This window comes from Pseudomonas sp. H3_A02 (assembly GCF_054671965.1).
In genome coordinates, this window is record NZ_CP162807.1 from 2,328,821 (window position 1) to 2,347,065 (window position 18,245).

The 18,245-nt window shown below is 59.0% G+C and carries 14 protein-coding genes, 1 tRNA gene and 2 pseudogenes; 12 read left to right on the top strand and 5 right to left on the bottom strand.

Features of this window, described 5'->3' with window-relative positions:
- The first annotated feature begins 91 nt into the window (after positions 1–91).
- A complete protein-coding gene (locus tag AB4N80_RS10180; protein ID WP_354338840.1) occupies positions 92–913 on the top strand; it encodes a carbon-nitrogen hydrolase family protein in 822 nt (273 codons plus the stop codon).
- Positions 914–1,026: 113 nt separating this feature from the next.
- Complete coding sequence (locus tag AB4N80_RS10185; protein WP_122564722.1) at positions 1,027–2,352, top strand: APC family permease; 1,326 nt, start codon at positions 1,027–1,029, stop codon at positions 2,350–2,352.
- Positions 2,353–2,520: 168 nt separating this feature from the next.
- Here the strand turns inward: AB4N80_RS10185 and AB4N80_RS10190 are convergent.
- Together AB4N80_RS10190 and AB4N80_RS10195 are read right to left on the bottom strand one after the other, a co-directional pair.
- Positions 2,521–2,597, bottom strand: a tRNA-Met gene (locus AB4N80_RS10190).
- 103 nt (positions 2,598–2,700) lie between these two features.
- A complete protein-coding gene (locus AB4N80_RS10195) occupies positions 2,701–4,758 on the bottom strand; it encodes a methyl-accepting chemotaxis protein (RefSeq protein ID WP_122564716.1) in 2,058 nt (685 codons plus the stop codon).
- A 330-nt stretch (positions 4,759–5,088) separates the two neighbouring features.
- On the opposite strand from AB4N80_RS10195, the gene AB4N80_RS10200 reads away from it, so the two are divergent.
- The 10 genes and pseudogenes from AB4N80_RS10200 to AB4N80_RS10245 all read left to right on the top strand — a co-directional run bounded on the left by AB4N80_RS10200 (position 5,089) and on the right by AB4N80_RS10245 (position 14,768).
- The gene (locus AB4N80_RS10200; RefSeq protein ID WP_460081828.1) at positions 5,089–6,306 is read left to right on the top strand and encodes an MFS transporter; all 1,218 of its coding nucleotides are present in this window, start codon (positions 5,089–5,091) and stop codon (positions 6,304–6,306) included.
- 79 nt (positions 6,307–6,385) lie between these two features.
- Entirely contained in the window at positions 6,386–7,447 is a 1,062-nt protein-coding gene (locus AB4N80_RS10205) for an ankyrin repeat domain-containing protein (RefSeq protein ID WP_460081830.1), read from the top strand.
- A gap of 742 nt (positions 7,448–8,189) precedes the next feature.
- Positions 8,190–9,164 (top strand): annotated as a pseudogene (locus tag AB4N80_RS10210) (PDC sensor domain-containing protein); the annotation flags it as partial.
- A 429-nt stretch (positions 9,165–9,593) separates the two neighbouring features.
- Positions 9,594–10,112 (top strand): annotated as a pseudogene (locus AB4N80_RS10215) (methyl-accepting chemotaxis protein); the annotation flags it as partial.
- Positions 10,113–10,277: 165 nt separating this feature from the next.
- Entirely contained in the window at positions 10,278–10,712 is a 435-nt protein-coding gene (locus AB4N80_RS10220) for a hypothetical protein (RefSeq protein WP_240998387.1), read from the top strand.
- Positions 10,709–12,169, top strand: coding sequence for an ATPase domain-containing protein (locus AB4N80_RS10225; RefSeq protein WP_122564713.1), 1,461 nt, complete (start codon positions 10,709–10,711; stop codon positions 12,167–12,169). The genes AB4N80_RS10220 and AB4N80_RS10225 overlap by 4 nt, the downstream gene beginning before the upstream one ends.
- A gap of 9 nt (positions 12,170–12,178) precedes the next feature.
- A complete protein-coding gene (locus AB4N80_RS10230; protein ID WP_122564712.1) occupies positions 12,179–13,210 on the top strand; it encodes a sensor histidine kinase in 1,032 nt (343 codons plus the stop codon).
- A gap of 72 nt (positions 13,211–13,282) precedes the next feature.
- Positions 13,283–13,726, top strand: coding sequence for a DUF3592 domain-containing protein (locus tag AB4N80_RS10235; RefSeq protein WP_122564711.1), 444 nt, complete (start codon positions 13,283–13,285; stop codon positions 13,724–13,726).
- A 4-nt stretch (positions 13,727–13,730) separates the two neighbouring features.
- Positions 13,731–14,318, top strand: a complete 588-nt coding sequence (locus tag AB4N80_RS10240; RefSeq protein ID WP_122564710.1) for a hypothetical protein — start codon at positions 13,731–13,733, stop codon at positions 14,316–14,318.
- Positions 14,319–14,390: 72 nt separating this feature from the next.
- Positions 14,391–14,768: a c-type cytochrome gene (locus tag AB4N80_RS10245; RefSeq protein WP_122564709.1), complete on the top strand. Its 378-nt coding sequence runs from the start codon at positions 14,391–14,393 to the stop codon at positions 14,766–14,768.
- Between the two features lie 929 nt (positions 14,769–15,697).
- On the opposite strand, the gene ychF is transcribed toward AB4N80_RS10245, so the two are convergent.
- From ychF to AB4N80_RS10260, 3 genes are all read right to left on the bottom strand, one after another.
- Positions 15,698–16,798 (bottom strand): redox-regulated ATPase YchF, encoded by a 1,101-nt coding sequence (gene ychF, locus AB4N80_RS10250; protein ID WP_060740647.1) that lies wholly within the window; start codon positions 16,796–16,798, stop codon positions 15,698–15,700.
- A 22-nt stretch (positions 16,799–16,820) separates the two neighbouring features.
- A complete protein-coding gene (pth, locus tag AB4N80_RS10255) occupies positions 16,821–17,405 on the bottom strand; it encodes an aminoacyl-tRNA hydrolase (RefSeq protein ID WP_122564708.1) in 585 nt (194 codons plus the stop codon).
- A 166-nt stretch (positions 17,406–17,571) separates the two neighbouring features.
- Positions 17,572–18,174, bottom strand: coding sequence for a 50S ribosomal protein L25/general stress protein Ctc (locus AB4N80_RS10260; RefSeq protein ID WP_060740648.1), 603 nt, complete (start codon positions 18,172–18,174; stop codon positions 17,572–17,574).
- Positions 18,175–18,245: the final 71 nt, after the last annotated feature.

Below are 18,245 nucleotides of genomic sequence, written 5' to 3' on the forward strand. Positions count from 1 at the left end.
CGTGATTTTCCGGCCGTTGGCTTGCTGCGCATACTGGCGCACAGACAACGACCGGGCAATCTTTCCGTCTGGTCAAGAACAAGGAATACACATGAAAGTCGAACTCGCCCAGTTTGCGGGCCGTGATAACAATACGGCTTACAACCTCAAACGCGCTCTCGAGGCGATTGCCGCCTGTGCGGCCGATACGCAATTGATCGTGTTTCCCGAAACTCACCTGATGGGATTTCCATCGTTTGAGACAGTGGCCCAGAGCGCCGAACCGCTGGACGGTCCGACCGTCAGTGCGGTGATTGCTGCGGCCCGCGAACATGACGTCGCCGTGGTGATCGGCGTCGCCGAGAACGACCACGGCCGCTTCTACAACACCACCCTGCTGATCACCCCGCAAGGCATCGCACTGAAATACCGCAAGACGCACCTCTGGGCGTCGGATCGCGGTGTGTTCGAGGCCGGTGATCGCTACGCCACGTGTGAGTGGAATGGCGTGCGGGTCGGCCTGCTGATCTGTTACGACATCGAATTCCCGGAAACCGCCCGAGCCTTGGCGCAATTGGGCGCCGAGTTGCTGATCGTCACCAATGGCAACATGGACCCCTATGGTCCGACTCACCGCACCGCGGTCATGGCGCGTGCCCAGGAAAACCAGGCGTTTGCGCTGATGGTCAACCGGGTAAAAGAAGGTGATGGCGGGTTGGTCTTTGCCGGTGGCAGCGCCTTGGTAGACCCGCTGGGCAAGTTGCTGTTCGAGGCCGCGCGTGAGGAGGGGCAGTTTGCCGTGGAACTGGACCTGAATCAGTTGAAGGCGGCGCGACGTGATTATCGGTATCTGGACGATCAGCGGCTGAAAATAGCGGGAGAGATCGTTGAGTACCCCTGCGGATTGCGGGAGCTGCTGATTCCCGCAGTTTGACCCCGACAACACCTTCATTTCTGTTGGCCAAAAACCAGAACAACAACGTAGCACCCGAAATTTGCGCCGAACTCGGCTCTGCCATAAATCTAATAAATTCGGAGTAGTCGCTCATGGCTCGTTTGCAACGCACCCTTTCACTGGGGGCGGTGGTGCTGTTTGGCATCGCCTATATGACACCCATCATTGTCCTCGGCACTTTCGGCATCCTCGCGCAATCCACCACCGGTATGGTCCCCGCCGCTTACCTGGCGGCACTGGTGGCGATGTTTTTTACCGCCATGAGCTACGGCCGAATGGCCACTGCATTTCCCGTCGCGGGTTCGGCCTACAGCTACGTGCGCAAGGCGATCAGCCCAAAACTCGGTTTCATCGCCGGTTGGGCGGTGTTGCTCGATTATCTGTTCTTGCCCATGGCAATCTGGCTGATCGGCGCCGCCTACCTCCATTCCGCATTCCCGAGCCTGCCGCAGTGGCTCTGGGTGCTGGTGTTCATCGGCATCACGAGTGCGATCAACATCGTCGGCCTGAAATTGGCCAACGGCGTCAACGCATTATTGATGCTGGTGCAATTCCTGGTGCTGATCGCCTTCGTTGCGCTGTGCATTCATTACGTCGGTGGTGATGCGAGCACGCCGTTGTGGTCGGTCAAGCCATTCTTCAACGGTGACATGCAGATGCCGTTGATCATGAGCGGTGCGGCCATTGCCTGTTATTCATTCCTCGGGTTCGACGCGGTGAGCACCTTGACCGAAGAAACCCGCGACCCACGCCGTACCATTCCGCGAGCGATCATGTTGATTACCCTGATTGGCGGATTGATCTTTGTCAGTGTGTCGTACTTCGTGCAAATCGCGCACCCATCGTTACAGTTCGACAGCGTGGACTCGGCCGCCTATGAAATCGCCCGCAACATTGGTGGTGACCTGTTCGTGTCGATCTTCCTGATCGGCCTGATCGTCGGCCAGTTCGCGTCGGGGCTGTCGGCCCAGGCGAGTGGCTCACGCCTGTTGTTCGCCATGGGCCGGGATGGTGTGCTGCCAAAATCGTTCTTCGGCACGCTGCATGAACGCTTTGGTACGCCGGTCAATAGCATTCTGTTGTGTGCCGTGGTCGCTTTGCTGGCGCTGAAGCTGGACGTCACCACCTCAACCTCGTTCATCAACTTCGGCGCGTTCCTGGCGTTCAGCCTGGTGAACCTGTCAGTGATCTTTCACTACTGGATCGGCGCTGAGAAGAAGGGGCTGCGTGAATGGGTGCTGTTCCTGCTGTTCCCGTTTATCGGTCTGGCGGCGGATGTGTGGTTGATGGTCAGCCTTGATCACCTGGCGATCTATCTGGGCCTGAGTTGGCTGGCGATTGGCGTGGTGTATCTGGCGGTGCTGACAGGCGGCTTTCAGCGCCAGCCACCGGAGATGGATTTCCAGGAAACCACATAAAACCCATTGGCCTGTATCCCCTCTGTATCTGGAGGGGATATGCCGTGGGAAATACGAGGGGCGGTATGAAGAGAGACAAAAAGAAACAGCCAGAAACAAGAAAGCCCGCACGAGGCGGGCTTCTTGAGGTGATTCATAGACTGCTGTAGACATCTATGGATCGGTACTTGGTGGCTACACAGGGACTTGAACCCCGGACCCCAGCATTATGAATGCTATGCTCTAACCAACTGAGCTATGTAGCCAAGTGGCGCGCATTATTCGCCGGTAACGAAGATGTGTCAAGCGTAAATCTGAAATATTTCTCTGCGCTTTCAACCGCTTAACAATCCTCGCTGCAAATCCCTGTCAGCCGAGCTGAAATCTCCCTGTGTTGGCACTCAAGGCCTTGCTTCCCTGGCTCAGGGTATCGGCCGCCACGTTCACGGCCCGTGCGCCTTCGAGCAAGCGCATGGCCGCCTGGTCGACCTGCTGGATATTGCCGCTGACCTCGTCGGCGGTGCTGGCCTGTTCATCCACGGCGGTGGCGATTTGTGCCAGGGTGTCGGTGACGCTTTGCACGGCGCTGGCAATTTCTCCCAGCCGTTCGCCCAGACCGGTGACGGCTTCGGCGTCGGTCTGGGCCTGGCCACAAGCGGCTTCCATCAGGCTGACGGCCTCGTTGACCGTGGCGCGCAGGCTGTCGACGGTGCCGGCAATCTGTTGCGTGGAGGACTGGGTGCGTTGTGACAGGCTGCGCACTTCATCGGCCACCACCGCGAAACCACGCCCTTGTTCCCCGGCGCGAGCCGCTTCGATGGCGGCATTGAGGGCCAGGAGATTGGTCTGCTCGGCCACGCCGCGAATGGTATCGACCACCAGTTGGATCTGTTGCCCCTGTTCGCTGACCCGCCCCAGTGCGGCGGCGGTTTCGTTGAGCCGCTGGTTGAGCTGCTGGATGCTCGCCGTGGTGCGCTGGCTGTCGCGGCTGCTGTCGGCGGCGATGCGGCGGGTTTGCTGGGCGCTGTCAGATGCCTGTTCACAACTCTTCGCCACGCCCTGGGAGGTGGCGGCCAGTTGCGTCGCGGCGGCGGCGATCTGGCTGATCTGCATCTGCTGGGCCTCGACTTCTCCCAAGGCGCCGCTGGAGTGCGTATTGAGGGTGCGCACGGCATTGCTCAACTGCAAGGTCTCGTGATCCACCCCCAGCAGGCTGTTGCGCAACTGCACCACGGCGACGTTGAGGGCGGTGCTGATGGCCGCCAGTTCATCGCGCCCTTGTACCGGCACTTGCAGGCTGAGATTGCCATCGCGCAGGGCCTCGGCCAGCAGGGTGATGCCGCTGGCGCTGCGCCGGATCGACGCTTGCAGGCACACAAAAAGATACAGCGCCGCCAGCAGCAGGCAACCCAGCACCGTCGCTACCAGGGTGAACTGGCGAATCGCCGAACCGTGGTAGTGGTCCAGTCGCGTATCCAATGCCACCAGTGATTGTTGCCGCAGGGTCGCCAGGTCGGCGAGGAGGGCGTCCATGTGTTTTTCGAAGTCTTCCGGCTTCAGGTTGATGGAGCCGCCGAACACGCCGTCATCCAGCACTTTCAGGCCGGCGTCCAAGTGCTTGAGGCTACCTTGGAATTGTCCGGCCCAGGTCTGCAGGTTGCTGGGCAGGCGGGTTTCCAGCAGTGCTCCGGTCTTGACCAGTTGATCCCGGGCATCGCCGATACGGCTGCGCAGGTCCCGCAGTTGCAGGCGACTCTGCAGCGTGAACTGGCCTGATACTACGGAGGACTGGCCGACGCTGGCCAGGCGGCCGACCCGTTCGATCAGGTCCGGCGTCTGTTGGGTGGAGATCTGGGTCAGCAGATAAGTCTCCAACCAGGAGGCGAGGGTCAGGCGGTTATCCATGACCATCTGCTCGCGCAACGCTTGCAGGGCGCTGAGGGCCGCGGTGAAGCGGTCGTAGCCATCCGGCCACCAGCCCACGCTGCCCAGGCTTTTCGAATCCAGGCCGTTGAGGCTGGTTTGCAGGGATTGATAGCGGGCGAGGGTATCGGCTTCGGCCCCTTCGGTTTGCAGCGTATTGGCCAGGTCACTGGCGGCCTGGTTGAGGGCGGGTTGCACGGCATCGTAAGCCGCCATCGCGGCCAGTGTCGCGGGTGTCGGCTGCCGATTGGTCTCGGTGGCACGCCAGCGGGCGGCGCGGTTGCGCTGGGCGGTGAGCAGGTTGTCGAGGTTATCCAGGGCCAGCAATTGGCGCACCCCGGCGCGCTCCCCGGAAATCAGGCTGAGTTTGTCGCGATAGTCCTGGCCGATGAGCCAGAGGCTGCCCATGAGCGGCAGGATAAAAAGCAGGAACAGCAATTGGAATTTGCGGGCGAAGCCGAAATGCCCCAACAACCTGATTCCCGGTGATAGAAAAGCCTGCATGCCCATACTCCCCTGAACACCCTTGCACTGTTTTTGTGCGTTTCTACACAAGTGCCAAAACGGGTGCCCTTTTAAAAGGCTTCGAAAGTTTGTCCAAATCGGCTCGGTAGGCCAGCTCTGTAGCGAAACTTCCCATTCTCGGTCTCCTTTGTAAGGAGCCGCGTTGTAGGGCATTAACAAGGCAAGATTCAGACCATGGCGTTGGGCTATCACCTTGGAATTCGACAATTTTTCAAGGTCGATAGCAAGCTAAGGGGATAGCCTTGTCGCACCGAAAAATGGCACATTGACGCACCTGCCCGTGTGCACCCCTGTCGTATGGAAACTCCCATGGCTATCAGCAATACCCAGGCCGACATTCCGGCCGTTGCCGTCTCGGCGCAAAGCAGCCCGTTGGTCATGCGCATCATCGGTGCCGTGGCGCTGGCACACCTGATCAACGATTTGATCCAGGCGGTGCTGCCCTCGATCTACCCGATGCTCAAGGACAGCTATGGCCTGACCTTCACCCAGGTTGGCCTGATCACCCTGACGTTCCAGTTGACCGCATCCTTGTTGCAGCCCTGGGTCGGTTATCACACCGATCGGCACCCCAAGCCCTGGCTGCTGCCGGCCGGGACGGTGTGCACGCTGATCGGCATTGTGATGATGTCCATGGTCGGCAGTTTTGCCCTGATCCTGTTGGCGGCGGCGTTGATCGGCATCGGCTCGTCGACCTTCCACCCGGAAGCATCGCGGGTGGCGCGACTGGCCTCGGGTGGCCGTTACGGGCTGGCGCAATCGACGTTCCAGGTGGGCGGTAACGCCGGCTCTGCCTTCGGCCCGCTGCTGGCGGCGGCGATCATCATTCCCTACGGGCAAGGCAACGTGGCCTGGTTCGGGTTGTTCGCACTGTTTGCGTTGTTCGTGCTGTACCGCATCAGCCGCTGGTACGCCAACCACCTGAACCTGTTCAAGCTCAAGCAAGGCCAGGCGGCCACCCATGGCCTATCCAAGGGCCGGGTCATGAGTGCGCTGGTGGTGCTGGGGCTGCTGGTGTTTTCCAAGTACTTCTACATGGCCAGTTTTACCAGCTACTTCACGTTCTACCTGATCGAGAAGTTCGACCTGTCGGTGGCTTCTTCGCAGTTGCACCTGTTCCTGTTTCTCGGAGCAGTGGCGGCGGGGACCTTTTTTGGCGGACCGATTGGCGACAGGATCGGGCGCAAGGCGGTGATCTGGTTCTCGATCCTCGGCGTGGCACCGTTTACCTTGATCCTGCCTCACGTCGACCTGTTGTGGACCAGCATCCTCAGCGTGGTCATCGGCTTCATCCTCGCCTCGGCATTCTCGGCCATCGTCGTGTATGCCCAGGAGCTGGTGCCGGGCAATGTCGGGATGATCGCCGGCGTGTTCTTTGGGTTGATGTTCGGTTTTGGCGGGATTGGCGCCGCGCTGCTGGGACACCTGGCGGACATCCGTGGTATTGAGTACGTGTATTGGTTGTGCTCGTTCCTGCCGTTATTGGGGGTGTTGGCGATTTTCCTGCCAAGGACTAAAAAAGCCTGATCCCAATCCAGATGACCGTTACCCATGAATATTTAATTCTATGCTGAAAAACCTTTTGATCAGAACGGTGACCGCCGCGATGGGTAAACGTAAACGCAAGACACTGCCGAAGGATTACGGTCAGTTGCTGGAACAGGCCTCGTTTGCCGAGCTGGTCGCCGTGTTCGATGGGTGCGAGCTTGAAGCCACCGGCGGTTACAGCAAGAGCACCGCGCTGGGCTTCTACAACTGTCCCGACGAACTGGCCCGCTGGCTGGTGGAGCAGGGCGCCGATATCAATGCCCGTGACACTTACCAGCGAACGCCCCTGCATCATCGCAGTTCGAGTTGGATCGGTGGTGTCGATCTGCTGCTGGATTTGGGCGCCGATATCGAGGCGCAGGATTACCAGGGCTACACGCCATTGCATGCCGCGGCCAACAGTCACAAGGCCGAGGCCATTGCTGCCCTGATCCGCCGTGGCGCCAATGTCGATGCTAAGAGTCGGCAGGGACAGGGTGTGTTGCATATTGCCCTGGCGACTACCCGCAATGCCGATATCGAGGCCACCGCGGAAATCGTCCAGACGCTGCTGGCGGCAGGGCTGCAAGCCGATGACCGCATGCTCGCTGAAGTGCAGCGCATCGGTCGTGAGTTCGAGTTTCACCGGGCCTCCTTCAACCCGGACTACCTCGAGACAACGGACGCTGCCCTGGCCAGTCTTTATCGTCTTTTCAACGTCACTCCCGTCGCCCCTCGCAAGGTTCACGACGGTCAGGCCGCTATCGTCGTAGCGGCCAGTGACTGGCGTGACCAGCATCAGCAACTGTGGGAGCTGCTGGTGCCATCCTCTGGCGCCGCAGCGACGGCGCAGGGTGAGGTGATCCGCATCAGTGGCCGTATTTCCCGAGAGATTCACCACAACGGCTCGGCCAACTGGGACGCGGATTTCAAAGCGATGTTGGCGGCTCTGGTTGACCATGTGGGCAGCGCCGTGCCCTTGCCTGCGGCCGAGCTCGCTGAAGCACGGGCGCTGGCTGCCGTTCTGCGCAATGGCAACGATAACGCCGAGCAGACCGAGCGTCTCTGTGAATTGGCTGTGCGTTGGGTCATCGCCAACCCGCAGCCGGTGCCATTGGCGATGCCCTCCTATAGCCGATAACACGACGGCGCGCCCCAGCCTCTTTCAGGATCGAATAGCCCGGCGTGATACTTTGCGCGCGGGCACTTTCACCCTGGATGTCGGGCCTTTGGTGAATTAAGACTAAAGTACTGTTTTGTATAACGCCTAAGTTTGATTTTGTATAAAACCCGGTCGTGTTAATTTGCTGTCGTGGTTATTGGTCTGAATGGATTCTGCGGCATTATTCAAGGGTGACCTTGTGGTGACTGGACAAGCAGGCTTCGCATTCTTTCCAGCTATCGCCCTTACTGTCCTGGACATAAGGCCTTCGGTTCCTGACTTGAATACCTCTACTGCTTTTTGTGCCCCACCTGCCACGTTTCAAATACTTATAAAGCAGCTGTATCGCCGTGCCCTTTCAAGGCGATTGCCTCGTGGGCCGCGTAAACAGCCGTGATTGATTGTTATTCGCCGCGTCGCGCACAAGTTAGAGGCCTTCGTCTTTAACGTTGGCAATAAATAGAATCAGGCAGGGGATGATATGAAGTTCAAGTCATTGCAGGCACGCATTTGTGTCACGGCAGGCGTTTGTCTGTTTGTTTCATCGGTCAGCCTGATTATCTACGGGCTCTTTACCGCTCGGGCCAATGAGCAATACGTGGCCACCGAAGTCTCGGCGCTGGTTGAAAAATCAACGATCCGGGAAATTCAGAACCTGGCCGAGTCCCGGGCCAATGCCATCCAGGCCAAGTTGCAGAATGCCCTGGATGCAGCCCGCACCATGGCCAATACCTTTGCCGCCAGCAAGAGCACGCAAAGCCCCCTGGCATTGGGCAGGGAGCAGATCAATACGGTGTTGCTCAGCGTCCTCAAGGACAACCCTGATTTCAATGGCACCTATTCCTGTTGGGAACCGGATGCGCTGGATGGACAGGATCTGGCGTTGCGCAATGCCCAGGACGGTAACAATCCACAGACAGGGCGCTTCACGCCTTACTGGACACGTAGCGCCGGTGGCCATGTCGCGGTGCAGCCGTTGGTCGAGTATGACTCCCCGGACCGTCACCCTAACGGTGTGCCCAAAGGCGGCTGGTACAGCGGCCCGCGCGACACCCTGAAGGAAAGCGTGCTGGACCCCATTCCTTATGTGGTCCAGGGTAAAAACGTTTGGCTGACCACTTTGTCGGTTCCGATCGTCGCCAATGGCAAGTTCTACGGTGTGGTCGGTGCTGACTTCGACATCGCTTTTATCCAGAAGCTCAGCGAGCAGATGTCTGCCGAGCTCTACGGCGGCAAAGGCACGGTGACGATCCTGAGTAACCAGGGCCTGGTGGTTGCGGACAGCCAGCGTACTGACTTGATTGGCCAGCCCATCAAGGCGTTGTTACCTGAGTCCTGGGAAAGCGTGCTGCGCGACATCCAGAGCGGTCGTGGCAATGGCCTGCTCAATCCACAAACCCAGCATATCGAAGTGCTGATGCCCATTACGCTGGGTCGCACAGGCAAGCCCTGGGCGGTGCTGATTCGTCTGCCCAAGGCCGTGGTCATGAGCCAGGCGATAGCCCTGGAGCAAGAGCTGCAGGCGCGCAGTATCAGCAACAGCATCTGGCAAGTGTCGGTGGGGATGGTCATTTCCCTGTTGGCCCTGGCCGCCCTGTGGTTTGCCGCCGCGAAAATCGTCGGGCCGATCCGCGAGGCCGCGGCCTTGGCCGCCAACATCAGCCTGGGGGATTTTTCTCGTCGCCTGGTGCAGAAATCCGAGGATGAAGTCGGGCAATTGTCTGTGGCGCTTAACGACATGTCCGAAAGCCTGCAACGCCAGGTGCGAGTGGCCGAGCGTATTTCCGAAGGCGATCTGGACCTGGAGGTCCGGTTGTCTTCGCCCCACGATACCCTTGGCAAGTCACTGGAGAAGATGGTCAGCAACCTGAATCAGCTGATTTCCGAGGTGCAGACCAGCGCCACCCAGATTACCGGCAGCTCGGCGCAGGTCACCGATCTGAGCCAGTCGTTGTCCGATGGTGCGTCGAACTCCGCGTCGTCCATCACCGAAATCAGCGCGGTGATGACACAAATGGCTGCCCAGACCCGGGACAACGCCGCCAACGCCAAGAAAGCCGATGAGCAATCCCAGGCATCACGGGCCGATGCGGGAGAGAGCGACAAATTGATGAGCGAGCTGATTGCCGCGATGGCTGAAATCGACAACTCGGGCAAGGACATCACCGCGATCATCACCACCATCGACAATATTGCCGCTCAAACCAATCTGTTGGCGCTGAACGCGGCCATTGAAGCCGCCCGGGCGGGTGAGCTTGGCCGCGGTTTTGCCGTCGTCGCCGACGAAGTGCGCAGCCTGGCCGCCCGCAGCGCCGAGGCTGCCCAGCAGACGGCGGCATTGATCGCCGATTCATCGAGCAAGACGCAGCGCGGCATGATCATCGCCGGCCGGACCGCCGAATCGCTGAAAAACATCGTCACCGGCACCAGCGCGGTTTCCAACCTGGTTTCGCTGATCTACCAGGCCTCCAGCGAGCAGGCGTCAGGCTTGCAGCAGGCCAGCATCGGCTTGGAGCAGATCGATGAAGTGACGCAGAAAAACCAGTCCAACTCACAAGAGTGCGCGGTGGCGGCCAAGGACCTTTCGGAGCGAGCCTCACTGATGCAGCGCGTGTTGGGACGTTTCAAGGTCAAAAGAGGTTAGTGGGTTTTCCACCCCTGGAGTCACTGTGGCGAGGGAGCAAGTCCCCTCGTCACGGATTCAATCCAGCTTCTGAATACGTACAGTTGCATTGCTTCATACAATGGTGGCTCGATAATACCTGTGAGGGTGTAGTATCAAAACCTGCCCATCGGATATCAGTTAGCTATGTCCACGCTAAGCGAAGAGAGCCGTCAGATCGTAGCTTCTCTGACGCACCGCGTTGGTCCCAACGCTGACACTGTCAGGATCGCCCACGCGATCATTTCAATTTTGCAGGACATAGAAGCGGCCCTTACGCCCGTCATAGGTCAACAAGGGGTTGCCGCACTGTATCGCCGCAGCCTGCACTTGTGCGGGTCTACTCATCCGCGCCTGACCAGCACCTGCGACAGGGTGCAGCCCGGCCTGGTTCTGACGGCCCTTAACTCCGTACTCGTTGAGCAAAGTGAAGCCGATGCGCTGTTTTTCGGTGAAATGTTGCTGACCATCTTCTACGAGTTGCTGACCACGCTGATCGGGCCTTCGCTCACCGCACGTTTGCTTCGTGGCGTGTGGGAACCTTCCTTGAGCGACACCCCTTCGCAGGAAAATTCGCCATGAGCACCAAAGTGACTATCAACCGCTTGGCCACCGGCGTGCCTGGGCTGGACGAAGTCTTGGGCGGAGGGTTGCCGGAGTTTTCGTTCAACCTGATCGCTGGCCCGCCGGGTTGCGGCAAGACCACCCTCGCACACCAGATGATGTTTGCCCTGGCGACCCCCGAGCGCCCCGCGCTGTTCTTTACCGTGCTGGGCGAGCCGCCGTTGAAGATGCTGCGTTATCAGCAGCAGTTCGATTTTTTCGACAGCGAAGCGATCAATCAATCGATCCGCTACGTCAATCTGGCTGACGACACCCTGGCCGGGAACCTGGACGAAGTGCTGCGGCGCATTGTCAGCGAGGTGGAGGCTCACTCCCCGGCACTGGTGTTCGTTGACTCGTTCCGTTCGGTGGTGCTGGCCAGCCAGACCCAGGACAACCCGAATAACAACCTGCCACAGTTCGTCCAGCAACTGGGCATGTTGATGACCACCTGGCAGGCCACGACTTTCCTGATCGGCGAGTATTTCACCGAAACCGATACCAACCCGATTTTCACCGTGGCCGATGGACTGATCTGGCTGCGTCAGAGCGTCCAGCGCAATTCCATGGTGCGCAAGATGGAGATCATGAAGATGCGCGGCCAGCCGACGCTGCCGGGTCTGCATACCTTCCGTATCGCCTCGTCGGGGATCAAGGTCTTTGCCCCGGCGCCACTCAACCCGGTCGAAGCACCCTTGCAATTCCCCATCAATCGCCTGGCAATGGGCGTGCCGCAGCTCGATGAAATGCTTGGTGGTGGCCTGCCGCGCGGTTATTCCTTGTTGGTGGCGGGCCCGTCCGGTTCGGGCAAAAGCATTCTGGCGGCCTCCTTCCTCGAAGAAGGCGCGCGCAACGGTGAAACCGGCGTGATCGCGGTGTTCGAACAGCGCCCCAATCATTCCCAGAACGCCACCCTCGCCAACTTGATCCAAAGTGGAAAAGTCGGGCTGGTGGATAGCCGGGCGCCGGACCTGTCCATCGACGAAATCGTGCACCTGCTGCTGGGCGAGATCGCCCGCTTGAAAGCGACCCGGGTGGTCATTGATTCGCTGTCGGGCTTCGAACTGGCGCTGGCGCCGACCTTTCGCGAGGACTTTCGCGAGTCGCTGTCGCGCATGGTCACGGCGTTGACCAGCGCTGGCGTCAGTGTGTTGCTGACCTCGGAGCTGGAAGACCGCTACACCGACCTGCGTTTCAGTCCTTACGGCACGGCGTTTCTCACCGACGCCATCATCGTCCAGCGCTACATTGAAGTGCAGAGCCGTTTATTGCGCATCATGGCGGTGGTCAAGGTGCGGGCCAGCGTCCACTCCGATGAATTACGCCTGTATCGCATTGATGACGGCGGTTTGCAGATCGGTGAAATGTTGCCGGACCAGGAGGGATTGCTCGGCGGCCGGCCTACCCGGCAGCTCGCTGTCAAAGACAGTGAATGAGTCAGAATAATGGATGAGGCCAACGGCAAGGATGAGCAAGCGATGACTTCGGTCGCTCGTGAGCTGTTCCTGCTCGGCCAGAAAACCGTCGAGGCGCGGGCGGTGCTGGCGGCGTTGCATAAGGAACTGCGCGACGCCAATGCTCAACTCGTCGATAAGCAACAGATCGAGCACTTGATCGAGGCCAACCAACAGTTGGTCCTGGCGATCCTGTCGGCCCAGTCCGAGGCGCAAAAGCCAAAAACCACGCCGGTGGAACAACAGTTGTACCTGGATATGCGCGAAGCCAATGAGCTCTTGGTCATCGCCGCCCTCAGTGCGCAACACCTGAGAACCTCGGCCGAACGCGCGCTGGAGCGTCAACGCAGCGTTCTCGCCCTGGTCGCCCATGAACTGCGCAATCCGCTGACCCCTATCAGCATGATTGCCGGCCGACTGGCGCGGGTGCCCAGCGAGGAGCTGCCGCGCATGCAGAAGCTGATCGAAGGCCAGGTGCAGCATATGTCCCGTTTAGTCGAAGACTTGCTTGACGTTTCTCGCGTCAAGACCGGCAAGCTTCGTCTCGATTGTCACAGGATCGATCTGCTGCCGATCATTCATGAAGCTATGGATATCTGTAAGTCGGTGATGATTTCCAGCGACTTGCATTTCATTGCAAAACTGCCCGAGTGTGCCTTGTCGTTGATCGGCGATCCGGTGCGGCTTGCACAGATTTTCGGCAATCTGCTGGGCAACGCGGCCAAGTACACCCCGGCAGGTGGCACCGTCGTACTGTCGGTCACCACCCAAAACGACACGGTGGAAATAAGCATCCGCGATACCGGCATAGGTATCTCACCCAAGGCACTGCCGTTCATCTTCGAGCCTTTTGTGCAGGATGTTCACGCCATCGGGTTCAATGGCGCGGGCCTGGGCATTGGCCTGACGGTGGTGCGCGAGTTGGCCGAAAGCCACGGTGGCACGGTGATCGGCAAGAGTGCGGGGGATGGGCAAGGGAGCGAGTTCGTGGTGAGGTTGCCGTTGGTGAGTCAACCCACGTAAGGGGATAGGATATCGCCAGGATTTCTTGTTACCCTGATCGCCTTCTTTCATGGATGAATACCGGGACACACCATGGCTAACGACACCCCGTCACGCATCGGGACGATTCTGCTGGGCCTGCTTTTTGCCCTGATTGGTATTGGCTTGTTGGGCATTGCCGTCAATCTCTCCCTCGACCGCCGCGACTTCCTCGCCCGGGCACAGACCGCCGATGGCATTGTCAGCCATTTGAATGCCGGCGGTTCCCATCCTGAAATCGCCTTCACCACCGCCAGCGGTGAAAAAGTTTCCTACCCCCAGGGCGGCTTTATCTTCGGCTATCAGAAAGATCAACCGGTGCGGGTGCATTACCTGCCCGAGCAGCCGGCTGGCAGCGCCATCGTCGATGCCCCGGCCGCACTGTGGGGCACCTCCGGGGTGCTAGGGTTCATCGGTTTGGTGTTCACCCTTGTCGGCCTGCTAAAAGCCTTCCGTCAACGCGGCCGCGGTGCGGCTCATTCACATAAAGGACTTTGAACGTATGAGCTACAACATCCCTCTCCCGGTCAATGAAAGTCGCTGGTTGTACCAAACCGCCAGCGGCGGTGGCCTGACCGTGGTCATGGTGGCGGGCAGCGGCGGCTCGATTATCCTGCGCTCGCCCCAGGGCGAGGACGTCAGCTACCGCTATGGTGGTGTCGGCGTGGGTGTCGGGTTTGGTGCACGGCTGCCGCGCTTCGGCAAGATCAATATCCAGATCAAGGGCAAGAGCGTGGCTGGCGCCGGTGCTGCAGAGGCGTTTCCCAGCACCGGCAAGGTGTTTGTCAGCGATGCCTTGGTCAATCGCGACCTGACCAGCGACGACATCACCGGCCCATGCATGTATACCGAAGTGGGCGTGGGCCTGGTGGTCGGCGGCTCGGCCACGGCCCTGCTGTTCGGGCTCGATCCCAAGTTGCTGGCGTTGTCGGTGGCCCTGAGCTCCAACCCGGCAACTTCGCTCATCGCTTCGAGCACGGTCAACCGGCAACTGGCGCGCTCGGCCAAGGGCGCGGTGGTCATGGCGGGTGTGAACGCTGGTTTGCAGGCTGGTGGTGGTGCGGCGATCTATATGGGTTATCTGTTCTAGTGAGGTGTGGGAGCGAGCTTGCTCCCGCAGCAATAGCGCCGACCTGATTTATACAACAAGGCTGCATGAATAGTGAGAGTGTTAGTCATTGCTTCGCTGGGGATTTTGTCGCTCATTCAAACGTCATTGGCCTTTGCGGATAATGCCAATGGGAAAAGTATCTATTTGCAGCGATGTGTCATGTGCCATGGAGTGGACCTCAAAGGGACAGGGCCATTGGCTCATAAAAGCAATCCTCCTACGCCTGATCTTACGACTGCGGCTTTCAAGGAGCGTCTGAGGGTTTATCCGGGGGTTATTGTGTCGTCGGTAATACTTCGTCCCAATGGGGACTTGATTCCCAGGACTTTGAAAGAGAATGGGGTGAAGTTAGCGCCGTTTTCTTGGGGGGTTAAGGACTTTCGCGATTTGAATCAGTATATGAGTGGTGTGATTTCAAGAAGTCGATGATTTTTTATAGTTTTTTTGCGTGTTGTTGATCTTATGAGGGCCTTGGATACGTTTTTGGGTTTGTGTGTATATCCGTTATTTAGGTAACGGCTACTTAGGGTTCCGCTCTTACAGCGGGTCACTTTTGAAGAGCGCAAAAGTAACCAAAACGCTCTTGCCCCACCACTCGGCACCTCGCTTAGGCTCGGCATGCCCTCACTCCGGCATTGCTCCGTGGGCCGCCGCGAAGGGCCATCCATGGCCCAGCGCGGCTATCCCGGCATGCCCACTGCGCAATGCCTGCGTTCGGCCAGCGTGGTTTAACAGGGCGCCCAGATCAAGATCAAGATCCAAAGCAAGAGCAGGAGCGGGGCACATGTCAGCATCTATGTGGCTGAGCCACCGCTATCGCGAGCAAGCTCGCTCCCACAATGGGCCTGCGGTGAACACAAGACTGATGAACACCAAGATCCCCTGTGGGAGCGAGCTTGCTCGCGAAGAGGCCGGCACATCCAACATCACCGCAAACTGACCCACCGCCTTCGCGAGCAAGCCCGCTCCCACAATGGGCCTGCGGTGAACACAAAACTGATGAACACCAAGATCCCCTGTGGGAGCGAGCTTGCTCGCGAAGAGGCCGGCACATCCAACATCACCGTAAACTGACCCACCGCCTTCGCGAGCAAGCCCGCTCCCACAGGGGAAACGCGGCCTCATCGAGAACCAGGTCGGCTATCAGGCCGCCTCGCGGCGGAATGCCTTCGTTCAGGCATGCCGAGCCTAAGTGAGGCATCGAGTGGTGGGGCAAAAGCGCTTTGGTTAATTTCGACAGGGCCGGCTTCCGGGCTTTTCGAAAGTGACTCGCCGTAAGGGCGAAACCCTAAGTCGCCGTTACCTAAATAACGGATATACACACCGTTTAAGCAACCACCCTCAACGCCCTGTGCAACTCAGACGTTGAAGCGGAAGTGCATCACATCACCATCCTTGACGATGTATTCCTTGCCTTCCAGACGCCATTTACCCGCTTCCTTGGCGCCCGCTTCGCCCTTGTACTGAATGAAATCCGAATAGGCGATGACTTCGGCACGAATAAAGCCTTTTTCGAAGTCAGTGTGGATCACACCGGCGGCTTGCGGTGCGGTGGCACCCACGCGGACGGTCCAGGCGCGGACTTCTTCGACACCGGCAGTGAAGTAGGTCTGCAGGTGGAGCATCTCGTAGCCGGCGCGGATCACGCGGTTCAGGCCAGGTTCTTCCAGGCCCAGGGCCTCGAGGAACATGTCTTTCTCTTCACCGTCGTCCAGTTCGGCGATTTCCGCTTCGATCTTGTTGCAGACCGGAACGACCATGGCACCTTCTTCTTCGGCGATGGCCTTGACCACGTCCAGGTGCGGGTTGTTCTCGAAACCGTCTTCAGCGACGTTGGCGATGTACATGACCGGCTTGGTGGTCAGCAGGTGGAAGCCCTTGATCACCAGCTTCTCGTCGGTGCTCATGTTCTTCATCAGGCTGCGCGCAGGCTTGCCTTCGGTAAAGTGGGCGATCAACTGCTCCAGCAGGCCCTTCTGGACGACCGCGTCCTTGTCGCCACCCTTGGCGTTGCGGGCAACTTTCTGCAGTTGTTTTTCGCAGCTGTCGAGGTCGGCGAAAATCAGTTCCAGGTCGATGATCTCGATGTCGCGTTTCGGGTCGACGCTGTTGGAAACGTGAATCACGTTCTCGTCTTCGAAGCAGCGCACCACGTGGGCGATGGCATCGGTCTCACGGATGTTGGCCAAAAACTTGTTACCCAGGCCTTCGCCTTTCGACGCGCCAGCCACCAGGCCTGCGATGTCGACGAATTCCATGGTGGTCGGCAGGATGCGCTTGGGGTTGACGATAGCGGCCAAGGCTTCCAGGCGCGGATCGGGCATCGGCACGATGCCGCTGTTCGGCTCGATGGTGCAGAAGGGGAAGTTCTCGGCCGCGATACCGGATTTGGTCAGGGCGTTGAACAGGGTGGACTTGCCGACGTTAGGCAGGCCGACGATGCCGCAATTGAATCCCATGGTGTTTCCCCTCGGATAAGTGTCAGGCCTTCTGGCTGTGCAGGTTTTTCATCGCGCGGTTCCATTCACCGGCGAGGATATCCGGCAGCACGCCGAGGGCAAAGTCGATGCTGGCATCGAGTTTTTCCTGTTCGGCGCGAGGCGCACGACCCAGGACAAAGTTTGAAACCATACTGGCAACGCCTGGGTGGCCGATGCCGAGCCGCAGGCGGTGAAAGGTATTCTGATTACCCAGTTGCGCGATGATGTCGCGTAACCCGTTGTGACCGCCATGGCCGCCGCCCTGCTTGAGCTTGGCAACGCCCGGAGGCAGGTCGAGTTCGTCGTGGGCCACCAGGATTTCTTCAGGCGTGATGCGAAAGAAACCGGCCAATGCCGCCACGGCCTGGCCGCTGCGGTTCATGTAGGTGGTGGGAATCAACAGGCGAACATCCTGACCTTGGTGCGAGAAGCGCCCGGTCAGGCCGAAATACTTGCGATCGGCTGCCAGGCTGACGCCTTGTGCGTGCGCGATGCGCTCAACAAAAAGGGCCCCTGCGTTATGCCGGGTCTGTTCGTATTCAGCGCCTGGATTTCCCAGGCCAACGATCAGTTTAATGGCAGTCACGATAGGGGCCCTTCCTGGAGTGTGGATAACGATGTCGCAATCAGGCGGTGTTGCGACAGTGGACGATAATGGCGGATTCACCGTTAAGTAAACTTCGCGTTCTCGCCCGCTGTCTCGCTACGTTCCAGTCCGCGATGTTTCCGGTCACTCCGGCGACAGAGTGAAATTACTCTGCAGCGCCTTCTTCAGTGGCTTCTGGAGCAACACGTGGAGCGTGGACGTTGGCAACAGCCTTGTCATCGCCGTGTGCCAGAGCAACAAACTCAACGCCTTTAGGAGCCTTGAGGTCGGACAGGTGAATGATCGTGCCGACTTCGGCGTCAGCCAGGTCGACTTCGATGAATTCAGGCAGGTCTTTCGGCAGGCAGGACACTTCCAGCTCGGAAGTCACGTGCGAGATTTCGCCGCCTTTCTTGACCGGAGCAGCTTCATTGATGAAGTGCACTGGAACAACAGCAGTCAGCTTCTGGCCGGCAACAACGCGGACGAAGTCAGCGTGCATCACGTGGCCTTTGGCCGGGTGACGCTGCAGGGCTTTGATCACGACGTTTTGCTTGGTGCCGCCAACGTTCAGCTCGATGATGTGGCTGTAGGCCGCTTCGTTTTCGAGCAGTTTGGCAACTTCTTTGGCCAGCATGCTGATGGACTCAGGGGCTTTGTCGCCACCGTAGACTACAGCTGGAACCAGGCTTGCGAGACGACGCAGGCGGCGGCTCGCACCTTTCCCCAGGTCGGAACGCACTTCAGCATTCAGAGTAAAATCGTTCATGTTGTATCTCCAAAATAGCCATTTCCGCATGACGTCTGCGACCGACGCCAAAGCGGTATGGGCAAAAAAGC